This window comes from Trinickia acidisoli (assembly GCF_017315725.1).
Classification (GTDB): domain Bacteria; phylum Pseudomonadota; class Gammaproteobacteria; order Burkholderiales; family Burkholderiaceae; genus Trinickia; species Trinickia acidisoli.
In genome coordinates this window covers 1835027-1857427 of record NZ_JAFLRG010000002.1, presented here as the reverse complement: position 1 = coordinate 1857427, position 22401 = coordinate 1835027, and the positions used below count along the sequence as shown (strand labels likewise).

Genomic DNA, 22401 nt, shown 5'->3' with positions numbered 1-22401 from the left:
CATGAGGGATTATCGAACCAACGTTCGGAGCGGCAATGTCCATCCCGATATTGTGGTGGCCGTAGACCCTGAACTTGACGTAGGGACTCAGTGGTTGCTCGATTTCTTTGAGAGCGAAATTCGCCGAGGCGTAGTGTTTCGATCCGGCCAAACGGTACAGATCGGGTGGATGGTGTCCATGTTGAAGGCCAACCATGACGGTGACCTAGAGGTTTGGGAGCCGGGGTTCGATTCAATGCCGATTAACTGGGTTCGAGGAGTCAATAAGACGTTGCAGCATCTTCTGCTTCAACGCGAGATTTGCGCCCAGCTTGGTGTTGAGCCAGACTTCCCTTCGCTTAGGCAATCCGGAGTGGTGTCGGCAAATTATGGTGCAGACGGCAATTTCGTCATGGCAAGGCAGGAGTCTTGTGGAAACGATTCTGGGTGGGTGCTTGCGGCGCGAGAAGATGCAAACGTGGAAGGCAAGCGTTGCTCCTTGTTCGAAGTCGCCCTACGTGATTTGCGGGTAATTCCATTTTTAGGTCTCCCTGCTGGCTCTCACGTGAGGTACTCGAGCGCCGGAATTCGAGTTGATCGTGAGCGAACCACCGTTTCATCAGATTCAAATGAGTTCCTGCGCAAGCTGCATACGAGCCGGGCATAGATTGCATGCCTTGCTATTTGACTAGCCCGGTTCCAGTTCGAGCTCATGAGGTTGGGCGCGAATTTCGGATACCAACGGTAGCTGGTTACTAAGTTTTTAGAAAGTAATTTCACATCCGTGAGACAATGGCTGGATGAAATGCAAACGTTCATCAGACGGCCGCAAGCTGGATCACCACACGCTCCAGGTCATGCGCCAACAAGCGGTTAAGGCGGCGCGCGAAGGCACAACGGTGGCATCGATAGCGGCTGCGTTCGGCGTGAGCACTCGCACGGTTTTTAACTGGCTCGCCCAGTTCGCCGAAGGCGGACAGAATGCACTTTTGGCCAAGCCGATTCCGGGGCGGCCACCGAAGATCAGTGCCGACGAAATGCGTTGGATTGCCCAGGCGGTTCGCGACAACTCTCCCCAACAGTTCAAGTTCGAATTCGGTCTGTGGACACTGTCGTTGATCAGCGAGCTGATCAAGCGCCAGTTCGGCAAATCTTTGGCGTTGGCCTCGGTCAGCCGTGTCATGAAGCTGCTTGGCTTTTCCGTCCAAAAGCCGCTGTATCAAGCTTGGCAGCAAGACACCCAACTCGTGCACGAGTGGGAAACCAAGACGTATCCGGCGATCAAGGCGCAAGCCCGCGCGCAAGGCGCGGTGATCTATTTTGCCGATGAAGCGGGCATTCGCTCCGACTACCATACCGGCACGACCTGGGCTCCGGTCGGCCAAACGCCCGTCGTCGAGGTAACTGGGCGACGCTTCTCGTTCAACATGATCTCGGCGGTCAGTCCTGGTGGCGAATTTCGCTTCATGATTCACGAGGGATCGGTGAGGGCGACGACCTTCAAGGAATTTCTCGCTCGTCTGATGGTCGGTGCAAGCAAGCCAATCTTCTTGATCGTCGATGGTCATCCGATCCATAAATCCAAGCTCGTCAAAGACTACGTCGCATCGCTCGATGGGCAGCTCACGTTGTTCTACCTGCCGCCCTACGCGCCGCAGTTGAACCCCGATGAACAAGTGTGGGCACACGTCAAACGGCGAGTCAGCCGGCAGCTTGTGCAAAGCCTGGACGACATGAAGTCGCTCGCCCTCGGTGCGTTGCGACGCATTCAAAAACTGCCCGACCTCGTCAAATCGTTTGTAAGCGATCCATTATCGACGTCTACCCAACAGGACTCTGAGCGAGGAGCATAGGTGTCCACCTATTTTGGAGGTGGACACCTATGGCTGACAAAACTCCGAGCTGAGAGTAGTTCGGCAAAGCAGTGACGGCCGTCGCCGTTACGATGAAAATGGCAAACGAGCATTGGTCGAGGCGACGTTACGCCCGGGCGTGTCGGTGGCCCGCATGGCGCAAGAGCACGGGATCAACGCCAACCTGCTGCGCAAGTGGATCACGAAATACCTGATGGAGCGCGAGAAAGGGGTCTCGCTGACGCAGCAGGATAACGGCGACGACCGGCCGCCTTCGGGTGATGCGACTGACAGCCTGGCGACCGATCCTCCGAGTTCTCACCAGCTCGTCGTTGCAGCGGCACCACCCGCGTTCGTGCCTGTGGTTTCGGTACCGCCTGCGTCCACACGAGGGATGGCCGTGATTCGTAAATATCTGAAGCTTAAGATATTTACGAATCCCGGCCGACCATCCACTACGCGAATCGCCATGTGAGACCTGTCAACATTGACAGGTCTCGGGGCCGGGATATTAGGTAATGATCCGCATATTTTTCGAAATTACGCTTATTGAGTGGCGGGGTGCAGCGCGGTCGTCGGTCTGGTAATGGCGCGACTTGCGCCAGCCGTGCGGTGCGGCTACCTAAGGAACCTCTGATCAAGTGACGACCCGGGGGCTTGTGGGTAAGATGCTCGCCGACACGAACGAACCAAGAACAAGAAGGACGATGAAGCAGATCAGCTTTGCAACGCTGGCCGAGACGGGCAAGAAACGCAGGACCAAGCGTGAGCGGTTCCTCGAAGAGATGGAGCAGGTGGTGCCGTGGGCGAAGCTGATTGCATTGATCGAACCGCACTACCCGAAAGCGGGCCGAGGTCGCCGGCCGCGCGGCTTGGAAACGATGCTGCGCATTTACTTCATGCAGCAATGGTTCAACTTGTCCGATCCGGGCATGGAAGACACGCTCTATGACGTGCCGTGCATGCGGGCGTTCGCGAAGCTGGACCTGTTCGACGAGTCGATGCCGGACGAAACGACGATCCTGAAGTTTCGGCGCCTGCTGGAGCAGCACCGGTTGATGGCAGCGATCATGAACACGATCAACGAGGTGCTGGAGGGCAAGGGCCTGCTGCTCAAGGGCGGCACGATGGTCGATGCGACGATCATTCATGCACCGCCGTCGACCAAGAACGAGAGCAAGCAACGCGATCCCCAGATGCACCAGACGAAAAAGGGCAACAACTGGTTCTTCGGCATGAAGATTCATGTGGGAGCAGACGTGGACAGCGGACTGGTCCATACGGTCTCGGTGACGCCGGCCAACGCGCCGGATGTGAGCCAGTTGCCCAAACTGCTGCGCGAAGACGACCGGGCCGTATTCGGCGACAAAGGCTACGATCGATAATCGCATCAAGCGCGCGGCGCGTCAGGCAGGCGTGTTCTGGGGCGTGTCGCTCAAAGCGAGCGCGCAGTACAAGCTGACTGAAGCGAACAAACGGTTCAATCGAAAGATGTCGTCGATTCGCAGCCGGGTCGAACATGTGTTTCGCGTGATCAAGCGGCAATTCGGCTATAGCAAGGTGCGCTACAAGGGGCTGGCGAAGAACGCAGCCCAGGTGTTCACCTTGATCGGGCTGACCAATCTTTATCTGGCGAGGCGAGCCATGCTGACGTAAGCGGGAGAGATGCGCCCGTCGCGGCGCAAGCGGGGCGAAACCGGCCCCTGAATCAGCGCGAACTCGGATCAATTCGGTCCTCTCGCGAAAAAATCGGCCCCTTATGGTCGACTGGCAATCTGTCAGTTGAACTTGATCAGAGATTCCCTAACTGACTGGCTAGCAGTTCCGTTAGTTGCAGATAATGTGAGCAGGCTGCGATGGAATACAAGCACGGCGGGTTTCAAATGCAAGCGCCTACAATTAGCTTGATTAGCAACTTGGAGATTCCCCGAAACATATTGTTGTCACTGCGACCGGCGCGCTTCGCGCGCCCACCTGCGAAGCGTAGTGCAACCTCATCCGGGCGCGTTCTTTCCTGGCCCAGCCGGACTTCTTTCCAAGGCGGTATCCACCTTCTTCCACACGTCCCTGAGCCAAAATCGATAGAACGAGATGTTGGCCTCGCATAGCAGTCGACGTGCAACCGATTTCTTCCGGCGAGCCAGCAATTCGTTGATCTCGCGCTTGAGCTCGTCGGCATCGAAGCCCTGCCAGACCGGCGGAACCGGCGTCAGGAAGTTGGGACCACAGACCGGCGCCACTTCCCGAAAGAATATCTCCCGCAGGGTTCCCCGCGGGAATTGTTTGAGGCGCCTCGCTTCGAGGTCGTAGTCGACTTCGGTGTCTACGAAGAACTCCGACATGACCTCCCAAATGAATTCCCGGTCGACCTGGCTCAGCGCATCTGCCATGCTTGGAACTCCCTGAGCTCGTCTTGATAAGCGTCGAAAGTCCTCTCGGTTGCAACGGCGCCCGCAGTCGATCCGATCAACAAGACCGCAATCGCGCAAATCGGAGCGGCGGGGCCGCATACCGGTGATACGGCTAGACCTGCGAGAAACCCGCCGAGTATGCCCCCCTCTATGATCGTCCCCTGCCTGGCCGTCTCGGTCACCTTGTTGTTAGCCGCAACAATCTCATGGGCGGCAAGAGCAGCAGTTATCAAAATGCCGACCTTTCCGGCGATACGGAGCCTTGCCACTTTCGCCGTCACCGACGCATTGTTATGGCCCGCTGCCTCAATCACGGCCCAGTAGGCTCGATCTCGCTCCGCTGTAGACAAACTGGAAAATGGCTTGGAGAACAGCTTCTGCGAATATCGATCCAGCAACCAATCGAGCGACCGGCCGTCAAGCTTCTTCGCCTGTGCAAAGGGGAGCCCTTGCGGCGAAGTCGCCTTCCGGGTTTCCTCCATGATCCGGTTGCGCATTTGCTGGCAGAACGCTGCTCCCTCGGCAGCCGTCATGTTCCCGGCGTTCACCTCGTCCTGGACCATCTGGCTCATCCTTCGAATGCCCTCGGCGTAGCGTGTCCGCGTCTGCGCATCGCTAATCGCCTGCGTCCCGAAATAGACGCCGGCACTCTCCAACGCTTCGCGAGCGGACCGCAAGATATTGGCACCGTCCAGGGCGTGCTCGTGCTTCGTCTGATATGTGCCGTTGAATGCCTGACTCGTTTGGATTCCTGTCATAGCATTCCTCGTGCGTCTTCGGCAAGACTGCCGCCTGGCGATTCCCGATCGAAGATTGCGGATAGCAAGGCTTCGGTGGCTGAGCCCGCAGTGGCGTTGTTATCCCCCAAGAGTTCAACTTTCGTACATGGGCTACCGTTGGGTCGAGCAAAACTCACAGTGTTCTGTGCGTCGAAAGCTCCCGCCTCGACCGAGCCGTCCGCGAAGTGCGCTGCACAGCGCATTCCTTCGTAATTTCCCGCGTCACGCAAGGAAAACCCAATCCAATGCCACGCATCTTCGGCCGAGTTGTCAGCCGAAAATCGAGCAACGGCCGGGCTCATCCGCGCAATGTCGCCGTCGCCGATGGTTTCGGACATCGTGCGAACGACCTGGAAGACCGGAGGCGGATTGCAATCACAAGCGTTGACGTCGCCGGAAAGAGCGTGCTGCCGGCCGTTCTCGGCTGTGCCGGCATGGCGCGGGCCACGGGGTGAGATGTAGCCGTCCTTCTTGCAGGCATCGCACCAAGTTTTCATGTAGACGGTCGACAGCTCGACGCGCACTCCGTCCGCGCCCTGATACGTGCTCGTAGGCAAGCCCTCGACGATCACCGCAGCACCCGCGCGGTCGCCCTTGGCTAGAAAATATCGTTGCATCGCACCTCCTCAATGAAGCGCTTCGATGTTCGCCGGCGGGGGGACGTAGTCGGGGTCGAACAACCCCACGATCGGTTTCCCGGCGCGCTCGTTAATGCCTGCGCCGTTGTGCATGGATTTGATGATGCGATCGCCGTTGCTCAGCCGGCTGCCGACAAGCGCCAGCGGCTTGTCCAAGTAGACGGCCGCAAAGCCTGCCCCGTCGATGATATATGCCTCGCTTCCGTCCTCGTAGACGACCTTATCGCCGACACGGGCGATGGTCAGGTCGGCGATTTTTGCGCCACTGCTCCCGTGAGCGACTCGCCCACCGCGCTCGGTAATCGAGCCCTCCGTCGCAAACGGATGATATTTCTCGATGACTGCTTCAGCATTTTCTTGTTGCTCGTTTTTTGCGTTTTGCATAAACGCTTGCTCCTTTTAAGAGTCGGCCTGAATTCTCGGAATACTCTCGTGCGGCAGCAGGTGCCGTTATTTTGGTCGGCGATTATAGCAACTAAGCGCACTTACTCAATCGCGTGACGCTTGGAGCGAGCGCGTACATCGTCCGTTGTTGCGATCGGCAAGGCGATGAAATCGTGCTCCGGCATTTCGTCAAACGTCTGCGGGAACGGTAGGTAAAGCCTCACGATCCGGCGCTTGCCGTTCCTGCGCGCGGCGTAGAGGTGAAGGATCTCGCCGTCCGCAGCTCGCCGATCAAAGCGCAGCACGCCTTTATTGGGATATGGGGCCGAGGACTCCTCGCGGCGCGCCTGCATCATTTGGGTGACGACGTCATGCGGAAAACCCGGGTGGCCAGATGTGTCCGCTTCCTTGATCGCAGCGCGAATGGCGTCCTCTTCGGTGAGGTGGCAGTCCACCATCTCATGCTCGTCGAACACTTCTTCTGTCGCGACGTACGGCGGGCCGCGATACCAGTTCGGATCTTCGTGCGCGAGGCGGATAGCGACGATGGTTCGGGTGCCAACGTCGGTACAGCGCCAACGGAAACCAGCCAGGCCGAGAAATTCGAGTCCAATGTGAAAGTCGGAGTGCTTCATGGTTCGCGGTCTCGTCTGGAACGCGTCCATTCTGACAGAGGAAGCGTTTCAGACCAGTTTGGTCAACAAGAAGAAAGAGAATCGTAAGCAACGCGAGCAATGCCGGACAGATAATTAATCTTATCAGTCCACCGCTGTTTCTGATCTAAACTGGCGGTCATGGAAACGCGCGAGACCCTCTCCATCGACGACATGGGCCCCGACCTCCCAGATGAGGCCGAGCTGGCCGCGCTGCGCGCCTGGTACGTTGGCCTGGACGCACGGGCCTCTGTCGCCCGATATTTGGGTGAACGACGGGCGAGCGGGGCGTCGTCGCGCGGCGTGCTCGGCCAGATTCGCCGGCAGCTCGTCGCGTACGCTTTGGCTCGCCTTCGGGCAGATCTGGCGGCTGTTTTCGTCACTCGCCCGACGAAGACTTCAGGCGAGCGCGTGGCCCGCGCGATCGAGTCGCTCCGAAACCTGCCGGTTCCGTCGCCCTCGATCACCGACCAAATCGAGATGTGGCTACCGCCTCGCATTGTCGCGTCGCTGCACGCGCATGGCATTCTCACCCTGGCCGACCTGACTGTGCGCATTCCGCGGCGCCGCCGCTGGTGGTCGGCGATCGCCGGACTCGGTACCGCTGGCGCACGTCGCGTCGAGACGTTCTTCGCCGCGCATCCGAAGCTCACCGAGCGGGCGCGGGCCTTGATCGCCGCTGCGCCGTCCGGCAACATCGTTCCGTGGGAGCAACTCCGCGTGCCACACGAGGTCGACGGCTCGCGTGGACAGTTTCGGGCCTCGCAGGCGGCTTGTTTGCTGAACGCGTCCAACGACTACGAGGCGATTCAATCCTGGCTCTCGCTGCATGAATCAGCCGCTACGCAGCGGGCGTATCGGAAAGAGGCAGAGCGCCTGATCCTGTGGGCGATCATCGAACGCAGTCGCGCACTGTCGTCGCTCACCACCGATGACGCGATCGCCTATCGCGGGTTCTTGCGACGGCCGACGCCGCGCGAACGCTGGATCGGCCCATCACGGCCGCGGCACAGCATCGAATGGCGGCCGTTTACTGGCCCGCTGTCCGCCCGCTCGGCCGCATACGCATTGAACGTCCTGTCGGCGTTGTTTCGCTGGTTGGTCGAGCAGCGCTACGTGCTTGCGAATCCGTTCGCCGGCGTCAAGGTCAAGAGCCACGCCCGGCGCGCGGGCTTGGATGTCTCCCGTGGCTTCTCCGAGGGCGAGTGGCTGCTGATCCGCACGCTTGCTGACGGGCTCGAGTGGTCGTACGGCTGGAGCGTGCCGGCCGCCCAGCGCTTGCGATTCCTGCTGGACTTCGGCTACGCGACCGGCCTGCGCGCAAGCGAGTTGGTCAGCGCATCGCTCGGCGATATTCGTCGGGACGAGCATGGGGATCACTGGCTGCATGTCCTGGGTAAAGGCGGCAAGCTCGGCAAGGTGGCATTGCCGCCGCTGGCCCGCACCGCGCTCGATCAGTATCTCGTACAGCGCTCCCTGCCGGTCACGCCGGCGCGCTGGAATCCCACAACGCCGCTCGTGGCAAGCCTCGAGGAGGATCGCGGCATCGAAAGCACGCGGCTTTGGCGGGTGCTGCGACGGTTCTTCGGGCTGGTGGCCGACGCGATTGAGGACGAGCGGCCAGCGACCGCCGAGAAGCTGCGCCGAGCGAGTCCGCATTGGATGCGCCACACGCACGCCTCGCACGCGCTCGCACGTGGTGCCGAGCTGATCATGGTCCGCGACAACCTACGCCATGCGTCGATCTCGACGACGTCAACGTATCTGCATAGCGACGAGGTGCAGCGTGCCCGGCAGTTTGATCAGGCGTTCGCTGCACGAGACCTCAAGCGGTAGCTCTTTATAACGCATCAGCGGTAAGCGCGGGCGATCCCATAACCCAACGGCTTATGATAGGAATTTACGCTTACCTTGTTCATACCCGAAGGTCGGTCGCGACACGCAATTGCGAGTACGTGTCGTGCGATGACGAACCGTCGCGAATGTCGACTCGATCGCGTTCGTCGTGCGAAGGTGCTGCCAGTGCTCGGCGGGGAAGTCATAGAAAGCCAGCAGGCTGTCCCGATCCTTTTTCAATGTCTCGGCTGCCTTCGGATACTTCGCCGCATGGATCGACACGAAACGATCAAACGCAGCGTACGCGTCGGCGCGCGTCGCAGCCATCCAGATCGATTGCAGGTCGGCCTTCGCACGCGCCTGCTGCGACTTCGGCAGCGCGTTGAGCACATTGCCCATCTTGTGAAACCAGCAGCGCTGGCCCAGCGTGGCCGGATACACCTCTTCCAGCGCCGCCCAGAAGCCCATGGCGCCGTCGCCGACCGCCAACCGGGGGCCCGCCTGCAGGCCGCGTGCTTTCAGGTCCAGCAGCAGCTCCAGCCAAGACGCTTTCGTCTCGCGGTAACCGTCGCCGATCGCCACACGCTCTTTGCTCCCATCCGGTTTCACGCCGATAATCACCAGCAGGCATTGACCGTCCGAATTCTCGCTGCGCAGCCCGGTGTGAATGCCGTCAACCCACCAGTACACGTAATGTGATTTCGACAGGTCCCGCTTGCTCCAGCCCGCATGCTCTTCAGCCCATTGCGCCTTCAGCCGACTCACCACGTTGCCCGACAGGTCTTTGGCGTCTTCGCCCACCAGCACCTTCAACGCTTCACCCATATCGCCCGTCGAGATGCCCTTCAAATACAGCCATGGCAGCGCCGCGCTCACGCGAGGCGACTTCCTCACGTACGGCGGCACAATAGATGAATTGAATTTCACACCCGATCCTGAGCGATCGCGCACCTTGGGCACCTTCACCGCAATCGGCCCGGCGGCCGTCAACACCTCGCGTTCCGGCAAGTAGCCGTTGCGCACCACGGCGCGTTGTCCGTGCATGGTCTTGACGTTCGCGAATCGCTCCATCAACTCTGCCAGCTCCGCTTCAATCGCTTGTTGAATCACCTGCCGCGCCCCTTCTCGGACCAATTCGTCCAGACCGAGACCGACACCCGATAGACCGACGATTGCTTTTTCCGTATCCTTGCTCATGGTGGATGGTTTGTTGTTTGCTGGTTTCCGACTTCGACAATCAGATTCTCAGCTGAAACCTCCACCGCCTTCAACTTCCCGCCTCAACTCCCCCGTACACCAGATTCGACTTTAGCTCCCAGGAGCGACGGGCACCACGCAAATCTCGATTCAACCTTGGTTGCCAAAGTAATCATTATGACCGACTTAAATGCTATCACTCCATTGGGAATCGATCCTCGTTGGCCAACACGGCAGGCGGTTACTAAGTGGCTCGGTAGGGCGATTCCCAGATCAATCGATGCTATCAACTCATATAACGCGTGTACTGATGCTGAAAACACGGTAAAGGTTCCACCCAATTCGACGTACGTTCCAGTTGCCTCCTTATTGCGGGTGAGATCTGAGGTGCTGGCACTTACGGGTTGTCCCTGGACTCAAGAAATGTCCAACGCAATAGGATATGCGGCGTTTAGCGCGAGGTTGTACTTTTTCTGGCATGTCAAGTTCAGAATCTTGTTCCCAGAAAATCCCCAGCCGTTGCGAATGATGAATTGGGAGTCGATGACAGAAACAATGGCCATGATGTTCATCTTGGGCCAGCCGGATGAAGGCCTCTACCAAGGAGCACTCACGCTCGCTGCACTAAATCGGACCTATCAGCTGCAATCGTCGTACGAAGATCGTCATCGCAGAGTCCACAGCTTTATGTTGCGACTCTTTGCTGCATGGTGCGGCGAAGTGCAGCACGAATGGCCACCATACGCATTTTCAGAACCCATCTACGAGGGCATTCTCGAGAGATGGCGCGAGCCCGATCCTGAGATATTGACGCCTTGGTTGTTGGCAGCCTGTGACCGCCATACCCACGAATCGAAACGAGACAGCGAGACGAAGTTTTACGACTGCTCCGCGTTTCCGCGGACGCCGCTGGAAATCCTGTACCTGTTCAGGTTGCGCGAGTTGGTGGGCCTGACGAACCCTGTACTTAACCACCCGTTATTGGAAGCTCCGTTTGATAAGCTGCCCGAGTCTCAACCAGCCTATGTTTCGGACGACCTCGTGCAAGGGACGCTCGCCCGTGTGCGCGAAGATTGGCCCGACTTCGACGAGATCGTCTCATTGGAGGCGCTGCGGAGATCGTAGATTTCGACGTGGGTTGACATGACACAAGGTAACGCTCGCGACGCTCACAATCTGGGAGTAAACCCATTTTGTGAGCGGTTAAGCGGTTGCATTCGGAATGGGCCGACTTCCTACCGATAATGGTGAAAGAATTGATGATCTCCCAAGACACATATCGGAAGGTCCGAACGTCAGCAATCGTTGCGTCGTTGACGTTTGGAATCGGAGTTTTTTATTCATTCCTGTTTGCCGAAGCAATTTGTTATCTATTTACTAAGACTTCGGCTTGTAGCGTCAATATGGTGCAAAAAAACTTCTCACCACATCAATGGCTTGGCGCGAGCTACGACTGACATTACTAGGGAAACACTGATTTATTCGACTTGGCGGTCATCGCACCGGCGGCGGAGGGCGTTGTAGAAAGAGGCTCACGGAACGGATCCCACGACATGAAGCGGCAGATTGGTTTTGCAGAAGCGGAAAGCCGTGGCGCGAAGCGCGTAACCAAGCGGCAGCGTTTCTGACGGAGATGGACAAGCTTGTCCCATGGCCGCGTTTGCTGTCGGCGATCGAGCCGTACTACCCGAAGGGCAAGCGAGGCCGGCCGCCGATTGGCTTGGAACGTATGCTGCGGATCTACTTTCTGCAACAGTGGTACGGTCTGTCGGACGAAGGGTTGGAAGACGCGCTGTACGACAGCATCGCAATGCGTGCGTTTGCCGGCATTGATCTGGCTATCGAGGATGTGCCGGATGCGACGACGCTGTTGAAGTTCCGGCGCCTGCTGCTCGAGCATGACTTGCGCGCAAGCTGTTCGACGAGATTGGCATTTCGCTGTGCGAACGCGGGTTGTTGATGAAGGAAGGCACGTTGGTCGATGCGACGATTATCGAGGCGCCGGCGTCGACCAAGAATGCCCGGAACAGTCGCGATCCCGAGATGCATCAAACGAAGAAGGGCAACCAATGGCACTTTGGCATGAAGGCGCACATCGGCGTCGATGCCGATTCGGGACTGGTTCACAGCGTGATCGGCACCTCGGCCAATGAGTCGGATGTCTCGCATGCTCATGCCCTGCTGCACGGCCATGAGCGTGAAGCGTTCGGCGACGCTGGTTACGCGGGCGTAGACAAGCGCGACCAGATGCAAGGCAGGTCGGTGACGTGGCACGTAGCCGTTAAGCGCGGCAAGATCAAGGCCATGCGAGACGGTACGCTTAAGGACCTGCTGGTCCAGGTAGAGCGAACCAAGGCGCAGATTCGCGCACGGGTCGAGCATCCGTTTCATGTCGTCAAGAATCTGTTCCGTCATCGCAAGGTGCGCTACAAAGGTCTAGCCAAGAACACGGTGCAACTGTTCAGCCTGTTCGCCTTGGCGAACCTGGTGATCGCGAAGAACCGGCTGCGCTCGATACATGGGGAAAGTCCGTCATGCTTATGAAAAACGCGAGAGGTCGCCCCGTATTCGAACAAAACTCACCGCGAACGCGACAAAATTCGTTCGCAATTCTGACAACTGCAAACTGACGCATCGGAAACGCTGGCGACGAACTCATTGATCAGCGTTTCCTTAGAGGATCGGTGCGCGTCGCATGTCAATTCGAGCTGGACGTGCCGCATTGGAGGCGTACTTGAGGGTGTGCAGCGTTACGCTGCAACGGCATCCTTTTTAGCCAGCCATCCGAAGCGCAGGCGGCACTGTCGGCGTATGGGATCTACCAAGCGAGCACGAGCGCTACCGCGTCGAGCCTGGTGAAGGTGACGGCGAGCATCGGTGGCGGCACGAGCCACAGCGCCTCGAACAGCAACTCGGTGACGAACGACGGGAGCACGCTGACGGCGGGCGGCAACGTGACGATCGTCGCGACAGGTAGTGGCGCGAAGGATGCGAACGGCAACGCCACGGATGGCGACATCACGGCAAGCGGTACGCAAATCACAGGGCAAAACGTCGAGCTGAGCGCCGCGCGCGACATCGACCTGCAAAGCGCGCAGGACACGAACAAGCAGACGAGCAGCAACAGCAGCAGTGGCGGCAGCATCGGGTTGGGCTTCACGCTTGGCGGTCAGCAAAACGGCTTCTCGCTGGAGTTGGCTGCCAACGGCTCGAAGGGGCAGATGAACGGCGACGGCACGACCAATCGCAACACGCAAGTGACGGCGAGCCAGACGTTGTCGATGACGAGCGGGCGCGACACGAATCTGATTGGGGCGGAGGTGTCGGGCAACACGGTGGATGCGAATGTGGGCCGGAATCTGAACATCGTGAGCCCGCAGGATACGAATACGTACGACAGCAAGCAGACGAGCGCGGGCGTGCAACTGAGCCTTTGCATACCGCCATTCTGCGTTGGCGGCTCGAGCGGTTCGGCCAGCGTCAGTCAGCAAACGATCAAGGACAACTACCAATCGGTCGGTCAGCAAAGCGGTATCTATGCGGGCACGGGCGGGTTCGACGTGCAGGTGGGCAATCACACGCAACTGAACGGCGGGGTGATTGCGAGCACGGCCGGGGCGGACAAGAACACCCTGTCGACGCAGACGCTGAGCTTCACGAACTTGGAGAACACGTCGGACTATTCGGGCTCGAGTGTTGGATTGAGTGCGAGTGGCGGTGTGGGATTTAAGACGCCGAGTGCGCAGGGCACGACAGGAGTGGTACAAACGCAGAGCAATACGCCGGGGGCGACGAACTCCGCTGGTTTAGGGCCGAGCGGGTTCGGCGCGGGGGGCACGAGCAGCAGCGAGTCGGGGACGACGTATGCGGCGGTGAGCGCGGGCACGATCACGGTGCGAGGCGATGCGGGCACGGGGCAAGACAGCACGGCTGGGTTGAGCCGCGATACGACGAATGCGAACGCGGGGGCGTTGGTGAACTCGTTCGATGCGCAGGCGGTGGGCGACGATTTGGCGATGCAGACGCAGACGGTGCAGGTGGGGATGCAGGTGGTGGGGGATGTGGGGACGTATCTGGAGAATAAGGCGCTGGATAACTACAGGAAGGCTGAGCAACAGCTTAAAGATGCGACGAACTCTGGAGACACGGACGCCGAAGCGCAAGCGCAGGCCAACGCTGACTCGGCCGCCCTGCAGGCGCAGTTGTGGGGTAATGACGGAGCGGGACGTATGGGGCTGCATGCGATCGTGGCCGGACTGGGCGCGGCGATGGGCGGGGGTAATGTGCTCGGCGCGGTGGGTGGTACGATCGCGGGCGATGAGGCGAGTGGGGAGGTGAGTTCGGCATTAGACAATACGCTGGGCGGCAAGATCCTGTCGAACATCGTGTCGGGGGCTGCGGGCGCGGCGGCGGGTGCGTTGTTGGGTGGAGGGGCCGGGGCGGTGAGTGGGGCCAATGGGGCGCTGGGGGCCGATCTTTACAATCGGCAGTTGCATCCGGATGAGCAGCAGTGGATCAAGGATCACGCGGGGGATTTTGCCAAGCTGCGGGGTATTTCCGTTGATGCAGCCGTGCAGGAACTGACAGCTCAGGCCGACCGGCAGGTGCAGAATGGTTCGCCCGGGGCGTGGGACCAAAATGCAAGCGCTTTTCTAGATCAGGCTTACGGATTGTTGGCGGTCGATCCTAGCTGTCCGAGCTGTGGGCCAGGCTATATGTTCTATGCGACGCCGGCTCAAAAGGCAGACCCGAATATGTACGCTGGATATTATCCAAATGGCGCGGAGTTAAATATGCCGAGTGCTCATGCGATCACAACTTCGGCCAGCAGGGATCAAGCGAATCGGAACCTGATGGGCGCTGGTGTTATCGCTGGAGCAACAGGGGCTGCTCTTCTCGTTGGAGCTCCCGTTGCGGCTTCAATAGGGGCCTTGGGCTACGCGGCGATCGGAGGCACTACAGGTGGAGGGATGGATGCGGCTGGGCAATACGGGCAGTCAGGTACTGTTCGCCCAGCAGAGACGGGTTTTGCAGCGATGACTGGAGCGCTCGCCGGGCCTATCGGAGCCAACGTTGGTTTTATGAATAATGTGCTGTTGGGTGCCGCGACCAGTAGCGTTAGTACCGCGTTTAACAATGCCTACTATGGGGAATCCGACAGCCTGTCCTTTGCTGGTGCGCTGGGGGCACTGGGCGGGACTGTGGGCTACGGGATCGGCATGCTAACGACGCAAGGGCTGAGCCAGATACTGAAGCCTTTTATCTACGAAAATCTCAACTCGACGATCCCGGCGCTATTGCAGCCCAGGGTTCCGAATCCTGTTCCGGGACTTGCCGGAGCTACTTCGGGAGGGATAGCGTCCGGCACGGCATCCTTTGTCCCTAGCCAACCAGCACCGAAATGAAATGAAGCAATCACGAATTGACCGACTCTTACAGAGCAGCAGTTGGAAAGGAGCTTGTGCCCGAGTAACTCTAGTAGTCCTGGCCTATCTCGGACTTGTGTACCTTCCGGACGCTATGATTTGGGGCACCAAACATTGGGGCCTAACGCCGATGTCTGCACGCCAAGTCGCAAGCTACGGCACGACCCTGTCGATTTACCGGATTGCAATCACCATTGCGCTTTCAATTGAAGCCCTCGGCTGGGGTGTGGTGGCTGTGAGGAAGTATTGCCAAGGCCGAAATCAAACTAAGAGGCACGTGTAGATTGATGGATCTGATGGTTCAGTGAAACCGCGGGCCCGGCATCGGCCGGGCATATAGTTCGTGAAGTCGTTTAAGCGTGATGCGGACATCGCGCCTCGGGCCATGAGCACATGAACGGGTGCTTGGTGGTGCCGGTGCTCGATTTGGAAACGGGCGATGTGCGGCAGTTGTACGGCCGACGCATTGCGCCGGGTCATAAGATTCCGGCGAACCAACCGAAGCACCTGTATCTGACGTTGCCGCTGGCGGGCGTGTGGAATGAAGCGGCCTTGATCGCGAGCCGCGAAGTGATCGTGTGCGAGGCGCTGATTGATGCGCACGTTCTGGTGCGCGGGGTATCGCAACGTGATCGCGGCGTACGGCGTGAACGGCTTTACGCAAGACCATTGGACGGCCTTGAAGCGCCACGGCACCGAGCGCGTGTGGATTGCATACGACCGCGACGACGCCGGCAACGCCGCGGCGGAAAGGAGCAGAAATGAGCAAAGTAGACACGCGTATCCGTCATGTGACGAAGCCAGGCGCGAACTTGTTTGCCGAATTGGGCTTCGCGCCCGAGGAGGCGCGGCTGTACCAAGAGCAATCGCGAGCCTTGATCAGTCAAACGCTGGCCCTGAAGGAGCAGTTGATGAGCGAGCTGGCTTCGTGGATCGAGGACCACCATCTGAGGCAAGCCGAGGCGGCCGAGATACTGCATGTTTCGCGGCCTCGCGTGTCGGATGTGGTGAACCAGAAGGCCGGCAAGTTTACGATTGACGCTTTGGTGGACATGTTGGCCCGCGTGGGCAAGCCGGTCAAAGTGGTCGTCGGTTGAGCCTCCGTTGCGGCGCGAACGCCGCTGTTCTGTCGTAGCGCTTCCTTCTTTAGCCAGCCACCGACGCGGTGACAGTTGGCGAGGGCCGATGAGAGTTCGAGCAGGCCATGCGGCCTGAGACTGCAGCGAATGAAAAAGTGCCATGCCGGAGCGGCCCGGAAATCCTGGCCGTGGGCCAGGATTGGACACGAAGGGTTCAAGCGGGCCATGCGGCCCGAGTGTGTGACGAAGAGAGTTCGTGCGGCCCGTTGGGCCGAGGGTGACGAAGGGCCGGGGGCGCCCCCGGCCCTGAGGCATGTGCTGCGCAAGGACGATGCTAGGGGCCGCTGTGCGGCCATGATTAGGACTACGAAGTAAATCGAAGCATGGCGCTGGCGGGCAAGAACGAAGCTAGGGGCCGCGTTGCGGCCGCATAAGCGATGCGCCCCGCCCACCGTCCACCCCCAAGGGGCTCCCTGTCTAGCCGCCTTCGGCGGAAGGCCCCCAACGAAAAAGCGCGGTTCGGCATGCGATGCAAGCTGCCGAGTCGTCTTGCACCGCAGTGTCCGAGCGTGGCTAACCGATCGCCGTCAAGGCCAAGCCCTACGGGCGCGCTCGCGCGCGGCCTTGACGGGGGGTGATGCCGGACCTTCTGCGCAGGTGGATGGGGGACTCACGCTGCTGGCCTGGCGAGTGTAACGCCGTGCTCGGCGCGTCAAGGGTTCGCTGCGCCGGGCTGCGCCTGCCCTTGACGCGCCTGTGCGCGGCATTGGTTGAGGGTGTGCAGCGTTACACGGCAGCGACGTCTCCTTTTTAGCCAGCCATCCGAAGCGCAGGCGGCACTGTCGGCGTATGGAGCCTACCGGACGAGCACGACGAGTCCGACGGCATCGAGCTTGGTGAAGGTGACGGCGAGCATCGGTGGCGGTACGGCAACTCGGTGACGAACGAGGGCTGCACGTTGACGGCGGGCGCCCGATTGCACGCCACGCCCCGGCAGATCCATAATTTCAACATTTCTTGAAATAAAGAAATGATTGATGTATGGTTCGCCCATGGACTCAAACCTCGTCGTACGCGCCTTGAGCGCGCTCGCCCACGAATCGCGTCTCGCGATCTTCCGCTCTTTGGTCGTCGCGGGGCCGAATGGAATGGCCGCGGGTGAAATCGCGCAGCAACTTGGGATTTCCCCTTCCGGCCTCTCCTTTCATCTGAAAGATCTGTCGCATGCAGACTTGGTGAGCCCGAGGCAGGAGGGGCGCTTCGTCATCTACACGGCGAATTTCACCGCGATGACAAGCTTGATTGGTTTCCTGACGGAGAACTGCTGCGCCGGCGCCACCTGTGCTGCAAGCGATCTTCGAGACTGCTGTGGAGACACACCATGAAGCGTATGCACATCCATGTCGCTGTCGATAACTTGCCCGACAGTATTCGGTTTTACAAAGCCATGTTCGGCAACGCCGAGCCGACCGTTCTCAAGAGCGATTACTGCAAATGGGAGCTCGCAGACCCCGCCGTGAATTTCGCTATCTCGCAGCGCGGTGCGAAGCCGGGCGTCGATCACATCGGCATTCAGGTCGAGACGGACGCTGAGCTCGAAGAAATGAATTCTCGCTTCGAGGCGGCGCAACTGCCCGTGCAAATACAGACCGACACGACCTGCTGCTACGCGCGATCCGACAAGGCCTGGACGATCGATCCGCAGGGCGTCGCATGGGAGACGTTCAGAACACTCGACGCTGCGCCAATTTACGGCCATTCGCGCGATGAAACGCGATCAGATTCTCAACCGTCGGAATCATGTTGCACGCCGACAGCATCCACCGTGACCTTCCGGAGTCGCACGTGAGCGTAAGCCAATTCGTGAACCTGCCGCTGCATGTTCTCGACCACAACGCCATCCAGCATGAAATGCGCGCGATCGGCGAAAGACCCGCCGAGGAAACCAATGAGCACCACTGATTCGTCAATCGTCGGCGCGCGGCCAGCGATCGGATTCTTCGAGCGTTACCTTACGGTGTGGGTTGCGTTGTGTATTGTGGGCGGCATCTTGGGAGGGCAGATGTTTCCGCCGCTCTTCCAGGCAATCGGCCGAATGGAGGTGGCCCACGTCAATTTGCCGGTCGGCGTGCTCATCTGGGTGATGATCATTCCGATGCTGGTCAAGATCGACTTTGCTGCGATGGCGCAGGTGAAGCACCAATGGCGCGGCATCGGCGTCACGCTGTTCGTGAACTGGCTCGTCAAACCGTTCTCGATGGCATTCCTCGGGTGGATCTTCATCCGCCATGTGTTTGTATCCTGGCTTCCCGTCGCACAACTCGACAGCTATGTCGCCGGCTTGATTCTGCTGGCTGCGGCACCCTGCACAGCGATGGTGTTCGTCTGGTCGCAGTTGTGTAAGGGTGATCCGTATTTCACGCTGTCGCAAGTCGCGCTGAACGATTCGATCATGATCGTTGCGTTCGCGCCGCTCGTCGCGCTGCTGCTCGGCTTGTCCGCCATTACCGTGCCGTGGAATACGTTGATCATTTCGGTTGGTCTGTACATCGTCATTCCGGTGATGCTCGCGCAATTGCTGCGTCGTTACTTGCTGACCGAAGGTGACGCACATTTCAGGCGGGCCGTCGCACGTCTCGGTCCTTATTCGATCATTGCACTGCTCGCGACCCTCGTGCTGCTCTTTGCCTTTCAAGGGCAGGCGATTGTTAAAGAGCCGCTTGTCATCGCCATGCTTGCGGTGCCGATCCTGATTCAGGTGTTCTTCAATTCCGGTCTCGCGTATCTGCTCAATCGTCGGCTTGGCGTTGCGCATTGCGTCGCGGGCCCGTCGAGTCTGATCGGTGCGAGCAATTTCTTCGAGCTTGCCGTTGCCACGGCGATCAGTCTGTTCGGATTCAATTCAGGTGCCGCGCTTGCGACGGTAGTCGGCGTGCTGATCGAGGTGCCGGTGATGTTGCTCGTCGTCGGGATCGTAAATCGCTCGCAAGATTGGTACGAAACGAAAAGCACAGTCGAGAGGCAACCGATATGAGCGTCACCATTTATCACAACCCGGACTGCGGCACATCGCGCAACACGCTCGCGATGATCCGAAACGCAGGCATCGAACCGGAAATCATCGAGTATCTGAAGACTCCACCGGATCGGAATACGCTGATGGCCCTGATCGTTCGCGCTGGCTTGACGGTGCGCGCCGCATTGCGCGAAAAGGGCACGCCCTACGCTGAGCTTGGCTTGGACGACCCGTCGCTGAGCGACGAACAATTACTCGACGCAATGATGCAGCACCCGATCCTTATCAATCGTCCGTTCGTCGTTACGTCCCTTGGTGTGCGTTTGTGTCGGCCTTCCGAAGCTGTGCTCGATATCCTGCCTGCGGAGCAGAAAGGTTCGTTCGCGAAGGAAGACGGCGAACGGGTCATCGACAGTGAAGGGCGAAGGGTTCGTTCATGACGCCTGTGCAATTTACGCTTTCCCGCTAGCCCCCATCGCCCGTAAGTACGCAACAAAATTATTAGCCGCCCCCTGCTTATCCGCCGCCGCTCGCTCCACGATCCCAACCTCTCGATAAAACGTGTCATTGCCGAACGTAATCTCACGCACACCCGAGGGAATATGCAGCGTCGCCGCCTGCGGCAGGATCGCGACGCCCACCCCCGCAGCCACCAGCCCAACGATGCCCTGCAGTTCGTCCAACTCGACGACATCGTTCACATTGATCCGCATGCGTTTGAGAAAGCGGTCCACGAGCCGTCCGCCGAATGAATTGCGGTCGTAGCGAATCAGCGGTTCGCGAGCGAGCAGCACCCGCCACGATTCCTTCGCAAGTTTGCGCGGTACCAACAACACGAACGGTTCGCTAACGAGCAAGTGCCATTTCAATTCCCGCGGCAACGCGAATGGCGGCTTGATGATCACCGCGAGATCGAACTCTCCCGAGTCTACCTGCGCGAGTAGATTGAGCGACACGCCCGGCGACACGCGTATCCGCCAACCCGGTAACGCGGCACGAAACTGTTGAATCGCACCAACGAGCAGCGAACTCTGTACCGACGCGATCGCACCTACCCGCAAGAGCCCCGCGTTCTCGCTCACTGCGCCCTGCGTGGCCAAGCGCGCGTACACCCCGAGCAATTCTTGCGCGACTTCGACGGTACGCTTGCCCGCTGCGTTGAGGCTGGCGGAGCGGCCGGTACGGTCGAATAAGGCGAAGCCGAGTTCGTCTTCCAAACGCTGGATCTGCGCACTGACTGCCGATTGCGTCAATCCAATCTGCGCGCCGGCGCGCGCAAACGTACCGTGGCGCACGACAGCGAGGAATGTTTTGAGCTCTCTGAGCATGGTTCGATTGATCGAAAAAATGGGTGCTGAGACTGGAAATCTGTCGCTATTCATTCGGTGTGATTATGCATAAGATGTTGCTCAGACGCTCGATAAAGCACCGCTTTCTTCAACTTCTGGAAGCTCCATCACCATGAATACTCCCATCCTGCCGTTCCATATTGCGTTTCCGGTCCATAGCATCGAAGCGGCGCGCGCGTTCTATGGCGACTTGCTTGGCTGCCCTGAAGGCCGCAGCGCGCCCGACTGGGTCGACTTCAATCTCTATGGTCACCAGATCGTCGCGCATCTCGCGCCGGGTGAAACGGGCGTCAGCACGACCAATGCCGTCGACGGACATGGCGTGCCCGTCCGTCATTTCGGCGCGATCCTGACGATGCCGCAATGGACTGCACTCGCCGAGAAACTCAAGGCAGCCGGTGTGCAGTTCGTGATCGAACCGTACATTCGCTTCAAGGGTGAGCCGGGCGAACAAGCCACGATGTTTTTCTTGGACCCGAGCGGCAACGCACTCGAATTCAAATCGTTCGCCAACCTCGACATGCTGTTCGCGAAGTAGGTGCGAAGAGCACAACCATCGCTGGATGCCTGAGATCGCCAACGCGCGGACACCCTCGCGAAGCGCTATATTTGAAGCGTCTCAACCTTATGGCACCTACCGAGCGGCGGCCAAAACGGGGGAAATATCAAACGCACCGCGGCATCATGGCTGGAAACCTTCCCGCCGGGCGCCTTCGTCATGGTGATGGCCACCGGTATCGTGTCGATCGCGGCGCGCCTGCTTGGCTATCCGAAGATCGGATGGGTGCTGCTCGCGATCAATGTAGGCGTGTACCCGCTCCTTTGGATCATCACACTGTGCCGGCTGGTCCGCTACGCGCACGCGGTACGCGTCGACTTCCCCGACCACCAGCGTGGCCCCGGATTCCTGACATTGATTGCGGCCACGGCCGTGCTCGGCAGCCAAAGCTCCGCATACGACATGTCGCCGGCCGTGTCGCTATGTCTGCTCGTCGCGTCGCTCGTGCTCTGGTTCTTGTTGATCTATGCGTTTATGACCGCCATGACGATCAGCCAGCGCAAGCCCAACTTGCAGACGGGCCTTGACGGCACGTGGCTGCTGCTCGTCGTTGCGACTGAAGCATGCGCGATTCTCGCCGTCGCAGTCGCCGGGACCGCAACCGATCCTATCCCTTTCGCTCATCTGGCCTTGGGCCTGTGGCTGCTCGGCGGGCTCCTCTATCTGATGATGATCACGCTGATCTTCTACCGTTGGTGCTTCGTGCCGATGACGCCGCACGACTTGACCGAGCCGTGGTGGATCACGATGGGTGCAATGGCCATCGCTGCATTGGCGGGAAGCCGTCTGCTGCTGCTCGCGCAAACGACGACCTTGTTCGCACATGATCTGCGCCCTGTGCTGTTTACGCTGACCACTGCGTTCTGGGCCATGGCAACGTTCTGGATTCCGCAGTTGGCGATCCTGTTCGTCGCCAAGCATGTGGTCGCGCGCGATCCGATTCGTTATTCCGTTGCCGAATGGTCCGTTGTTTTTCCGATTGGTATGTATGCCGTGGCGACGCACGTTTATGCGGTGGCTGCACCTGCCGCTTATTTGGATGGCGTGCCACGTGTGGCGATACTGATCGCGTTCGCCGCATGGGTGCTTGCGTTCATCGGCGCGGTGCGTGTGACGGTGCGTGTGTTGGCGGCGATTTTCAGTGGAAGGGGAAAGGCATGAAGGACAGCCACACGTGATGCGAGCAACGAAGGGCGCTTTATCCGTGCCGGGCTTATCATATCGATCCATTTCATCGCTTGT

23 protein-coding genes and 3 pseudogenes are annotated in these 22401 nt (G+C 59.4%); 17 read left to right on the top strand and 9 right to left on the bottom strand.

Translation table 11 applies throughout. The features are described 5' to 3' along the window. The first annotated feature begins 1 nt into the window (after position 1). The 4 genes from J3485_RS26650 to J3485_RS26635 all read left to right on the top strand — a co-directional run bounded on the left by J3485_RS26650 (position 2) and on the right by J3485_RS26635 (position 3488). Positions 2 to 646 carry an immunity protein Imm33 domain-containing protein gene (locus J3485_RS26650; protein ID WP_206957303.1) on the top strand — a complete coding sequence of 215 codons (645 nt, stop codon included), beginning with the start codon at positions 2 to 4 and terminating at the stop codon, positions 644 to 646. Between the two features lie 133 nt (positions 647 to 779). Continuing rightward, on the top strand, positions 780 to 1832 hold the full coding sequence (locus tag J3485_RS26645; RefSeq protein ID WP_206957302.1) for an IS630 family transposase: 1053 nt from the start codon (positions 780 to 782) through the stop codon (positions 1830 to 1832). Positions 1833 to 1944: 112 nt separating this feature from the next. Beyond that, positions 1945 to 2307 (top strand): transposase, encoded by a 363-nt coding sequence (locus J3485_RS26640; protein ID WP_374192467.1) that lies wholly within the window; start codon positions 1945 to 1947, stop codon positions 2305 to 2307. A 232-nt stretch (positions 2308 to 2539) separates the two neighbouring features. Then, a protein-coding gene (locus tag J3485_RS26635) for an IS5 family transposase (RefSeq protein ID WP_374192466.1) occupies positions 2540 to 3488 on the top strand; the annotation gives its coding sequence in 2 pieces (ribosomal slippage) (positions 2540 to 3208 and positions 3210 to 3488; 948 coding nt in all). Positions 3489 to 3826: 338 nt separating this feature from the next. Here the strand turns inward: J3485_RS26635 and J3485_RS26630 are convergent. From J3485_RS26630 to J3485_RS26610, 5 genes are all read right to left on the bottom strand, one after another. Beyond that, positions 3827 to 4222: a DUF7079 family protein gene (locus J3485_RS26630; RefSeq protein WP_206957300.1), complete on the bottom strand. Its 396-nt coding sequence runs from the start codon at positions 4220 to 4222 to the stop codon at positions 3827 to 3829. After that, entirely contained in the window at positions 4207 to 5001 is a 795-nt protein-coding gene (locus tag J3485_RS26625) for a hypothetical protein (protein WP_206957298.1), read from the bottom strand. Before J3485_RS26625 ends, J3485_RS26630 begins: the two co-directional genes overlap by 16 nt. Beyond that, positions 4998 to 5639, bottom strand: a complete 642-nt coding sequence (locus tag J3485_RS26620) for a PAAR domain-containing protein (protein WP_206957296.1) — start codon at positions 5637 to 5639, stop codon at positions 4998 to 5000. The genes J3485_RS26625 and J3485_RS26620 overlap by 4 nt, the downstream gene beginning before the upstream one ends. 9 nt (positions 5640 to 5648) lie before the next feature. Then, entirely contained in the window at positions 5649 to 6044 is a 396-nt protein-coding gene (locus tag J3485_RS26615) for a PAAR domain-containing protein (RefSeq protein ID WP_206957295.1), read from the bottom strand. A gap of 101 nt (positions 6045 to 6145) precedes the next feature. After that, positions 6146 to 6679 (bottom strand): hypothetical protein, encoded by a 534-nt coding sequence (locus J3485_RS26610; RefSeq protein WP_206957293.1) that lies wholly within the window; start codon positions 6677 to 6679, stop codon positions 6146 to 6148. Positions 6680 to 6838: 159 nt separating this feature from the next. Between J3485_RS26610 and J3485_RS26605 the strand changes: the two genes are divergently transcribed. Then, positions 6839 to 8533, top strand: a complete 1695-nt coding sequence (locus tag J3485_RS26605; RefSeq protein WP_206957292.1) for a site-specific integrase — start codon at positions 6839 to 6841, stop codon at positions 8531 to 8533. Between the two features lie 87 nt (positions 8534 to 8620). On the opposite strand, the pseudogene J3485_RS26600 reads toward J3485_RS26605, so the two are convergent. Next, positions 8621 to 9730: pseudogene (locus J3485_RS26600) on the bottom strand (IS256 family transposase); the annotation flags it as partial. A 423-nt stretch (positions 9731 to 10153) separates the two neighbouring features. Between J3485_RS26600 and J3485_RS26595 the strand changes: the two are divergent. Together J3485_RS26595 and J3485_RS26590 are read left to right on the top strand one after the other, a co-directional pair. Next, on the top strand, positions 10154 to 10855 hold the full coding sequence (locus J3485_RS26595; protein ID WP_206957290.1) for a hypothetical protein: 702 nt from the start codon (positions 10154 to 10156) through the stop codon (positions 10853 to 10855). A gap of 428 nt (positions 10856 to 11283) precedes the next feature. Then, positions 11284 to 12274 (top strand): annotated as a pseudogene (locus J3485_RS26590) (IS5 family transposase). A 274-nt stretch (positions 12275 to 12548) separates the two neighbouring features. Here the strand turns inward: J3485_RS26590 and J3485_RS29485 are convergent. Next, positions 12549 to 12683 (bottom strand): hypothetical protein, encoded by a 135-nt coding sequence (locus J3485_RS29485; RefSeq protein WP_309477103.1) that lies wholly within the window; start codon positions 12681 to 12683, stop codon positions 12549 to 12551. On the opposite strand from J3485_RS29485, the gene J3485_RS26585 reads away from it, so the two are divergent. The 3 genes from J3485_RS26585 to J3485_RS26575 all read left to right on the top strand — a co-directional run bounded on the left by J3485_RS26585 (position 12646) and on the right by J3485_RS26575 (position 16195). Then, on the top strand, positions 12646 to 15135 hold the full coding sequence (locus J3485_RS26585; protein ID WP_309477101.1) for a hemagglutinin repeat-containing protein: 2490 nt from the start codon (positions 12646 to 12648) through the stop codon (positions 15133 to 15135). The genes J3485_RS29485 and J3485_RS26585 overlap by 38 nt on opposite strands. A gap of 429 nt (positions 15136 to 15564) precedes the next feature. After that, on the top strand, positions 15565 to 15921 hold the full coding sequence (locus tag J3485_RS29695) for a hypothetical protein (protein ID WP_508616731.1): 357 nt from the start codon (positions 15565 to 15567) through the stop codon (positions 15919 to 15921). Beyond that, positions 15803 to 16195 (top strand): toprim domain-containing protein, encoded by a 393-nt coding sequence (locus tag J3485_RS26575; protein WP_508616735.1) that lies wholly within the window; start codon positions 15803 to 15805, stop codon positions 16193 to 16195. The genes J3485_RS29695 and J3485_RS26575 overlap by 119 nt, the downstream gene beginning before the upstream one ends. A gap of 896 nt (positions 16196 to 17091) precedes the next feature. Here the strand turns inward: J3485_RS26575 and J3485_RS26570 are convergent. Further along, complete coding sequence (locus J3485_RS26570) at positions 17092 to 17289, bottom strand: hypothetical protein (RefSeq protein WP_206957286.1); 198 nt, start codon at positions 17287 to 17289, stop codon at positions 17092 to 17094. On the opposite strand from J3485_RS26570, the gene J3485_RS26565 reads away from it, so the two are divergent. The 5 genes and pseudogenes from J3485_RS26565 to arsC all read left to right on the top strand — a co-directional run bounded on the left by J3485_RS26565 (position 17288) and on the right by arsC (position 19691). After that, entirely contained in the window at positions 17288 to 17620 is a 333-nt protein-coding gene (locus tag J3485_RS26565; RefSeq protein WP_206957284.1) for an ArsR/SmtB family transcription factor, read from the top strand. The two genes, J3485_RS26570 and J3485_RS26565, sit on opposite strands and share 2 nt — an antisense overlap. Beyond that, positions 17617 to 18084, top strand: a complete 468-nt coding sequence (locus J3485_RS26560; protein ID WP_206957282.1) for an ArsI/CadI family heavy metal resistance metalloenzyme — start codon at positions 17617 to 17619, stop codon at positions 18082 to 18084. The genes J3485_RS26565 and J3485_RS26560 overlap by 4 nt, the downstream gene beginning before the upstream one ends. Then, a pseudogene (locus tag J3485_RS26555) lies at positions 18084 to 18197 on the top strand (arsenate reductase ArsC); the annotation flags it as partial. The gene J3485_RS26560 and the pseudogene J3485_RS26555, both read left to right, overlap by 1 nt. Further along, a complete protein-coding gene (gene arsB, locus J3485_RS26550; RefSeq protein WP_206957280.1) occupies positions 18184 to 19269 on the top strand; it encodes an ACR3 family arsenite efflux transporter in 1086 nt (361 codons plus the stop codon). The pseudogene J3485_RS26555 and the gene arsB, both read left to right, overlap by 14 nt. After that, complete coding sequence (arsC, locus tag J3485_RS26545; RefSeq protein ID WP_206957278.1) at positions 19266 to 19691, top strand: arsenate reductase (glutaredoxin); 426 nt, start codon at positions 19266 to 19268, stop codon at positions 19689 to 19691. Before arsB ends, arsC begins: the two co-directional genes overlap by 4 nt. A gap of 12 nt (positions 19692 to 19703) precedes the next feature. Here arsC and J3485_RS26540 read toward each other — a convergent pair whose 3' ends face one another. After that, a complete protein-coding gene (locus tag J3485_RS26540; RefSeq protein ID WP_206957276.1) occupies positions 19704 to 20579 on the bottom strand; it encodes a LysR family transcriptional regulator in 876 nt (291 codons plus the stop codon). A 133-nt stretch (positions 20580 to 20712) separates the two neighbouring features. On the opposite strand from J3485_RS26540, the gene J3485_RS26535 reads away from it, so the two are divergent. Further along, positions 20713 to 21138 (top strand): VOC family protein, encoded by a 426-nt coding sequence (locus tag J3485_RS26535; protein ID WP_206957274.1) that lies wholly within the window; start codon positions 20713 to 20715, stop codon positions 21136 to 21138. Positions 21139 to 21318: 180 nt separating this feature from the next. Continuing rightward, on the top strand, positions 21319 to 22320 hold the full coding sequence (locus tag J3485_RS26530) for a tellurite resistance/C4-dicarboxylate transporter family protein (protein WP_206957273.1): 1002 nt from the start codon (positions 21319 to 21321) through the stop codon (positions 22318 to 22320). Positions 22321 to 22401: the final 81 nt, after the last annotated feature.

Bases quoted from the DNA above. Each gene is read 5' to 3' on its own strand.
- J3485_RS26650 (WP_206957303.1), top strand. From the start codon at position 2: ATGAGGGATTATCGAACCAACGTTCGGAGCGGCAATGTCCATCCCGAT.
- J3485_RS26645 (WP_206957302.1), top strand. From the start codon at position 780: ATGAAATGCAAACGTTCATCAGACGGCCGCAAGCTGGATCACCACACG.
- J3485_RS26630 (WP_206957300.1), bottom strand. From the start codon at position 4,222: ATGGCAGATGCGCTGAGCCAGGTCGACCGGGAATTCATTTGGGAGGTC.
- J3485_RS26625 (WP_206957298.1), bottom strand. From the start codon at position 5,001: ATGACAGGAATCCAAACGAGTCAGGCATTCAACGGCACATATCAGACG.
- J3485_RS26620 (WP_206957296.1), bottom strand. From the start codon at position 5,639: ATGCAACGATATTTTCTAGCCAAGGGCGACCGCGCGGGTGCTGCGGTG.
- J3485_RS26615 (WP_206957295.1), bottom strand. From the start codon at position 6,044: ATGCAAAACGCAAAAAACGAGCAACAAGAAAATGCTGAAGCAGTCATC.
- J3485_RS26610 (WP_206957293.1), bottom strand. From the start codon at position 6,679: ATGAAGCACTCCGACTTTCACATTGGACTCGAATTTCTCGGCCTGGCT.
- J3485_RS26605 (WP_206957292.1), top strand. From the start codon at position 6,839: ATGGAAACGCGCGAGACCCTCTCCATCGACGACATGGGCCCCGACCTC.
- J3485_RS26595 (WP_206957290.1), top strand. From the start codon at position 10,154: ATGTCCAACGCAATAGGATATGCGGCGTTTAGCGCGAGGTTGTACTTT.
- J3485_RS26565 (WP_206957284.1), top strand. From the start codon at position 17,288: ATGGACTCAAACCTCGTCGTACGCGCCTTGAGCGCGCTCGCCCACGAA.
- J3485_RS26570 (WP_206957286.1), bottom strand. From the start codon at position 17,289: ATGGGCGAACCATACATCAATCATTTCTTTATTTCAAGAAATGTTGAA.
- J3485_RS26560 (WP_206957282.1), top strand. From the start codon at position 17,617: ATGAAGCGTATGCACATCCATGTCGCTGTCGATAACTTGCCCGACAGT.
- arsB (WP_206957280.1), top strand. From the start codon at position 18,184: ATGAGCACCACTGATTCGTCAATCGTCGGCGCGCGGCCAGCGATCGGA.
- arsC (WP_206957278.1), top strand. From the start codon at position 19,266: ATGAGCGTCACCATTTATCACAACCCGGACTGCGGCACATCGCGCAAC.
- J3485_RS26540 (WP_206957276.1), bottom strand. From the start codon at position 20,579: ATGCTCAGAGAGCTCAAAACATTCCTCGCTGTCGTGCGCCACGGTACG.
- J3485_RS26535 (WP_206957274.1), top strand. From the start codon at position 20,713: ATGAATACTCCCATCCTGCCGTTCCATATTGCGTTTCCGGTCCATAGC.
- J3485_RS26530 (WP_206957273.1), top strand. From the start codon at position 21,319: ATGGTGATGGCCACCGGTATCGTGTCGATCGCGGCGCGCCTGCTTGGC.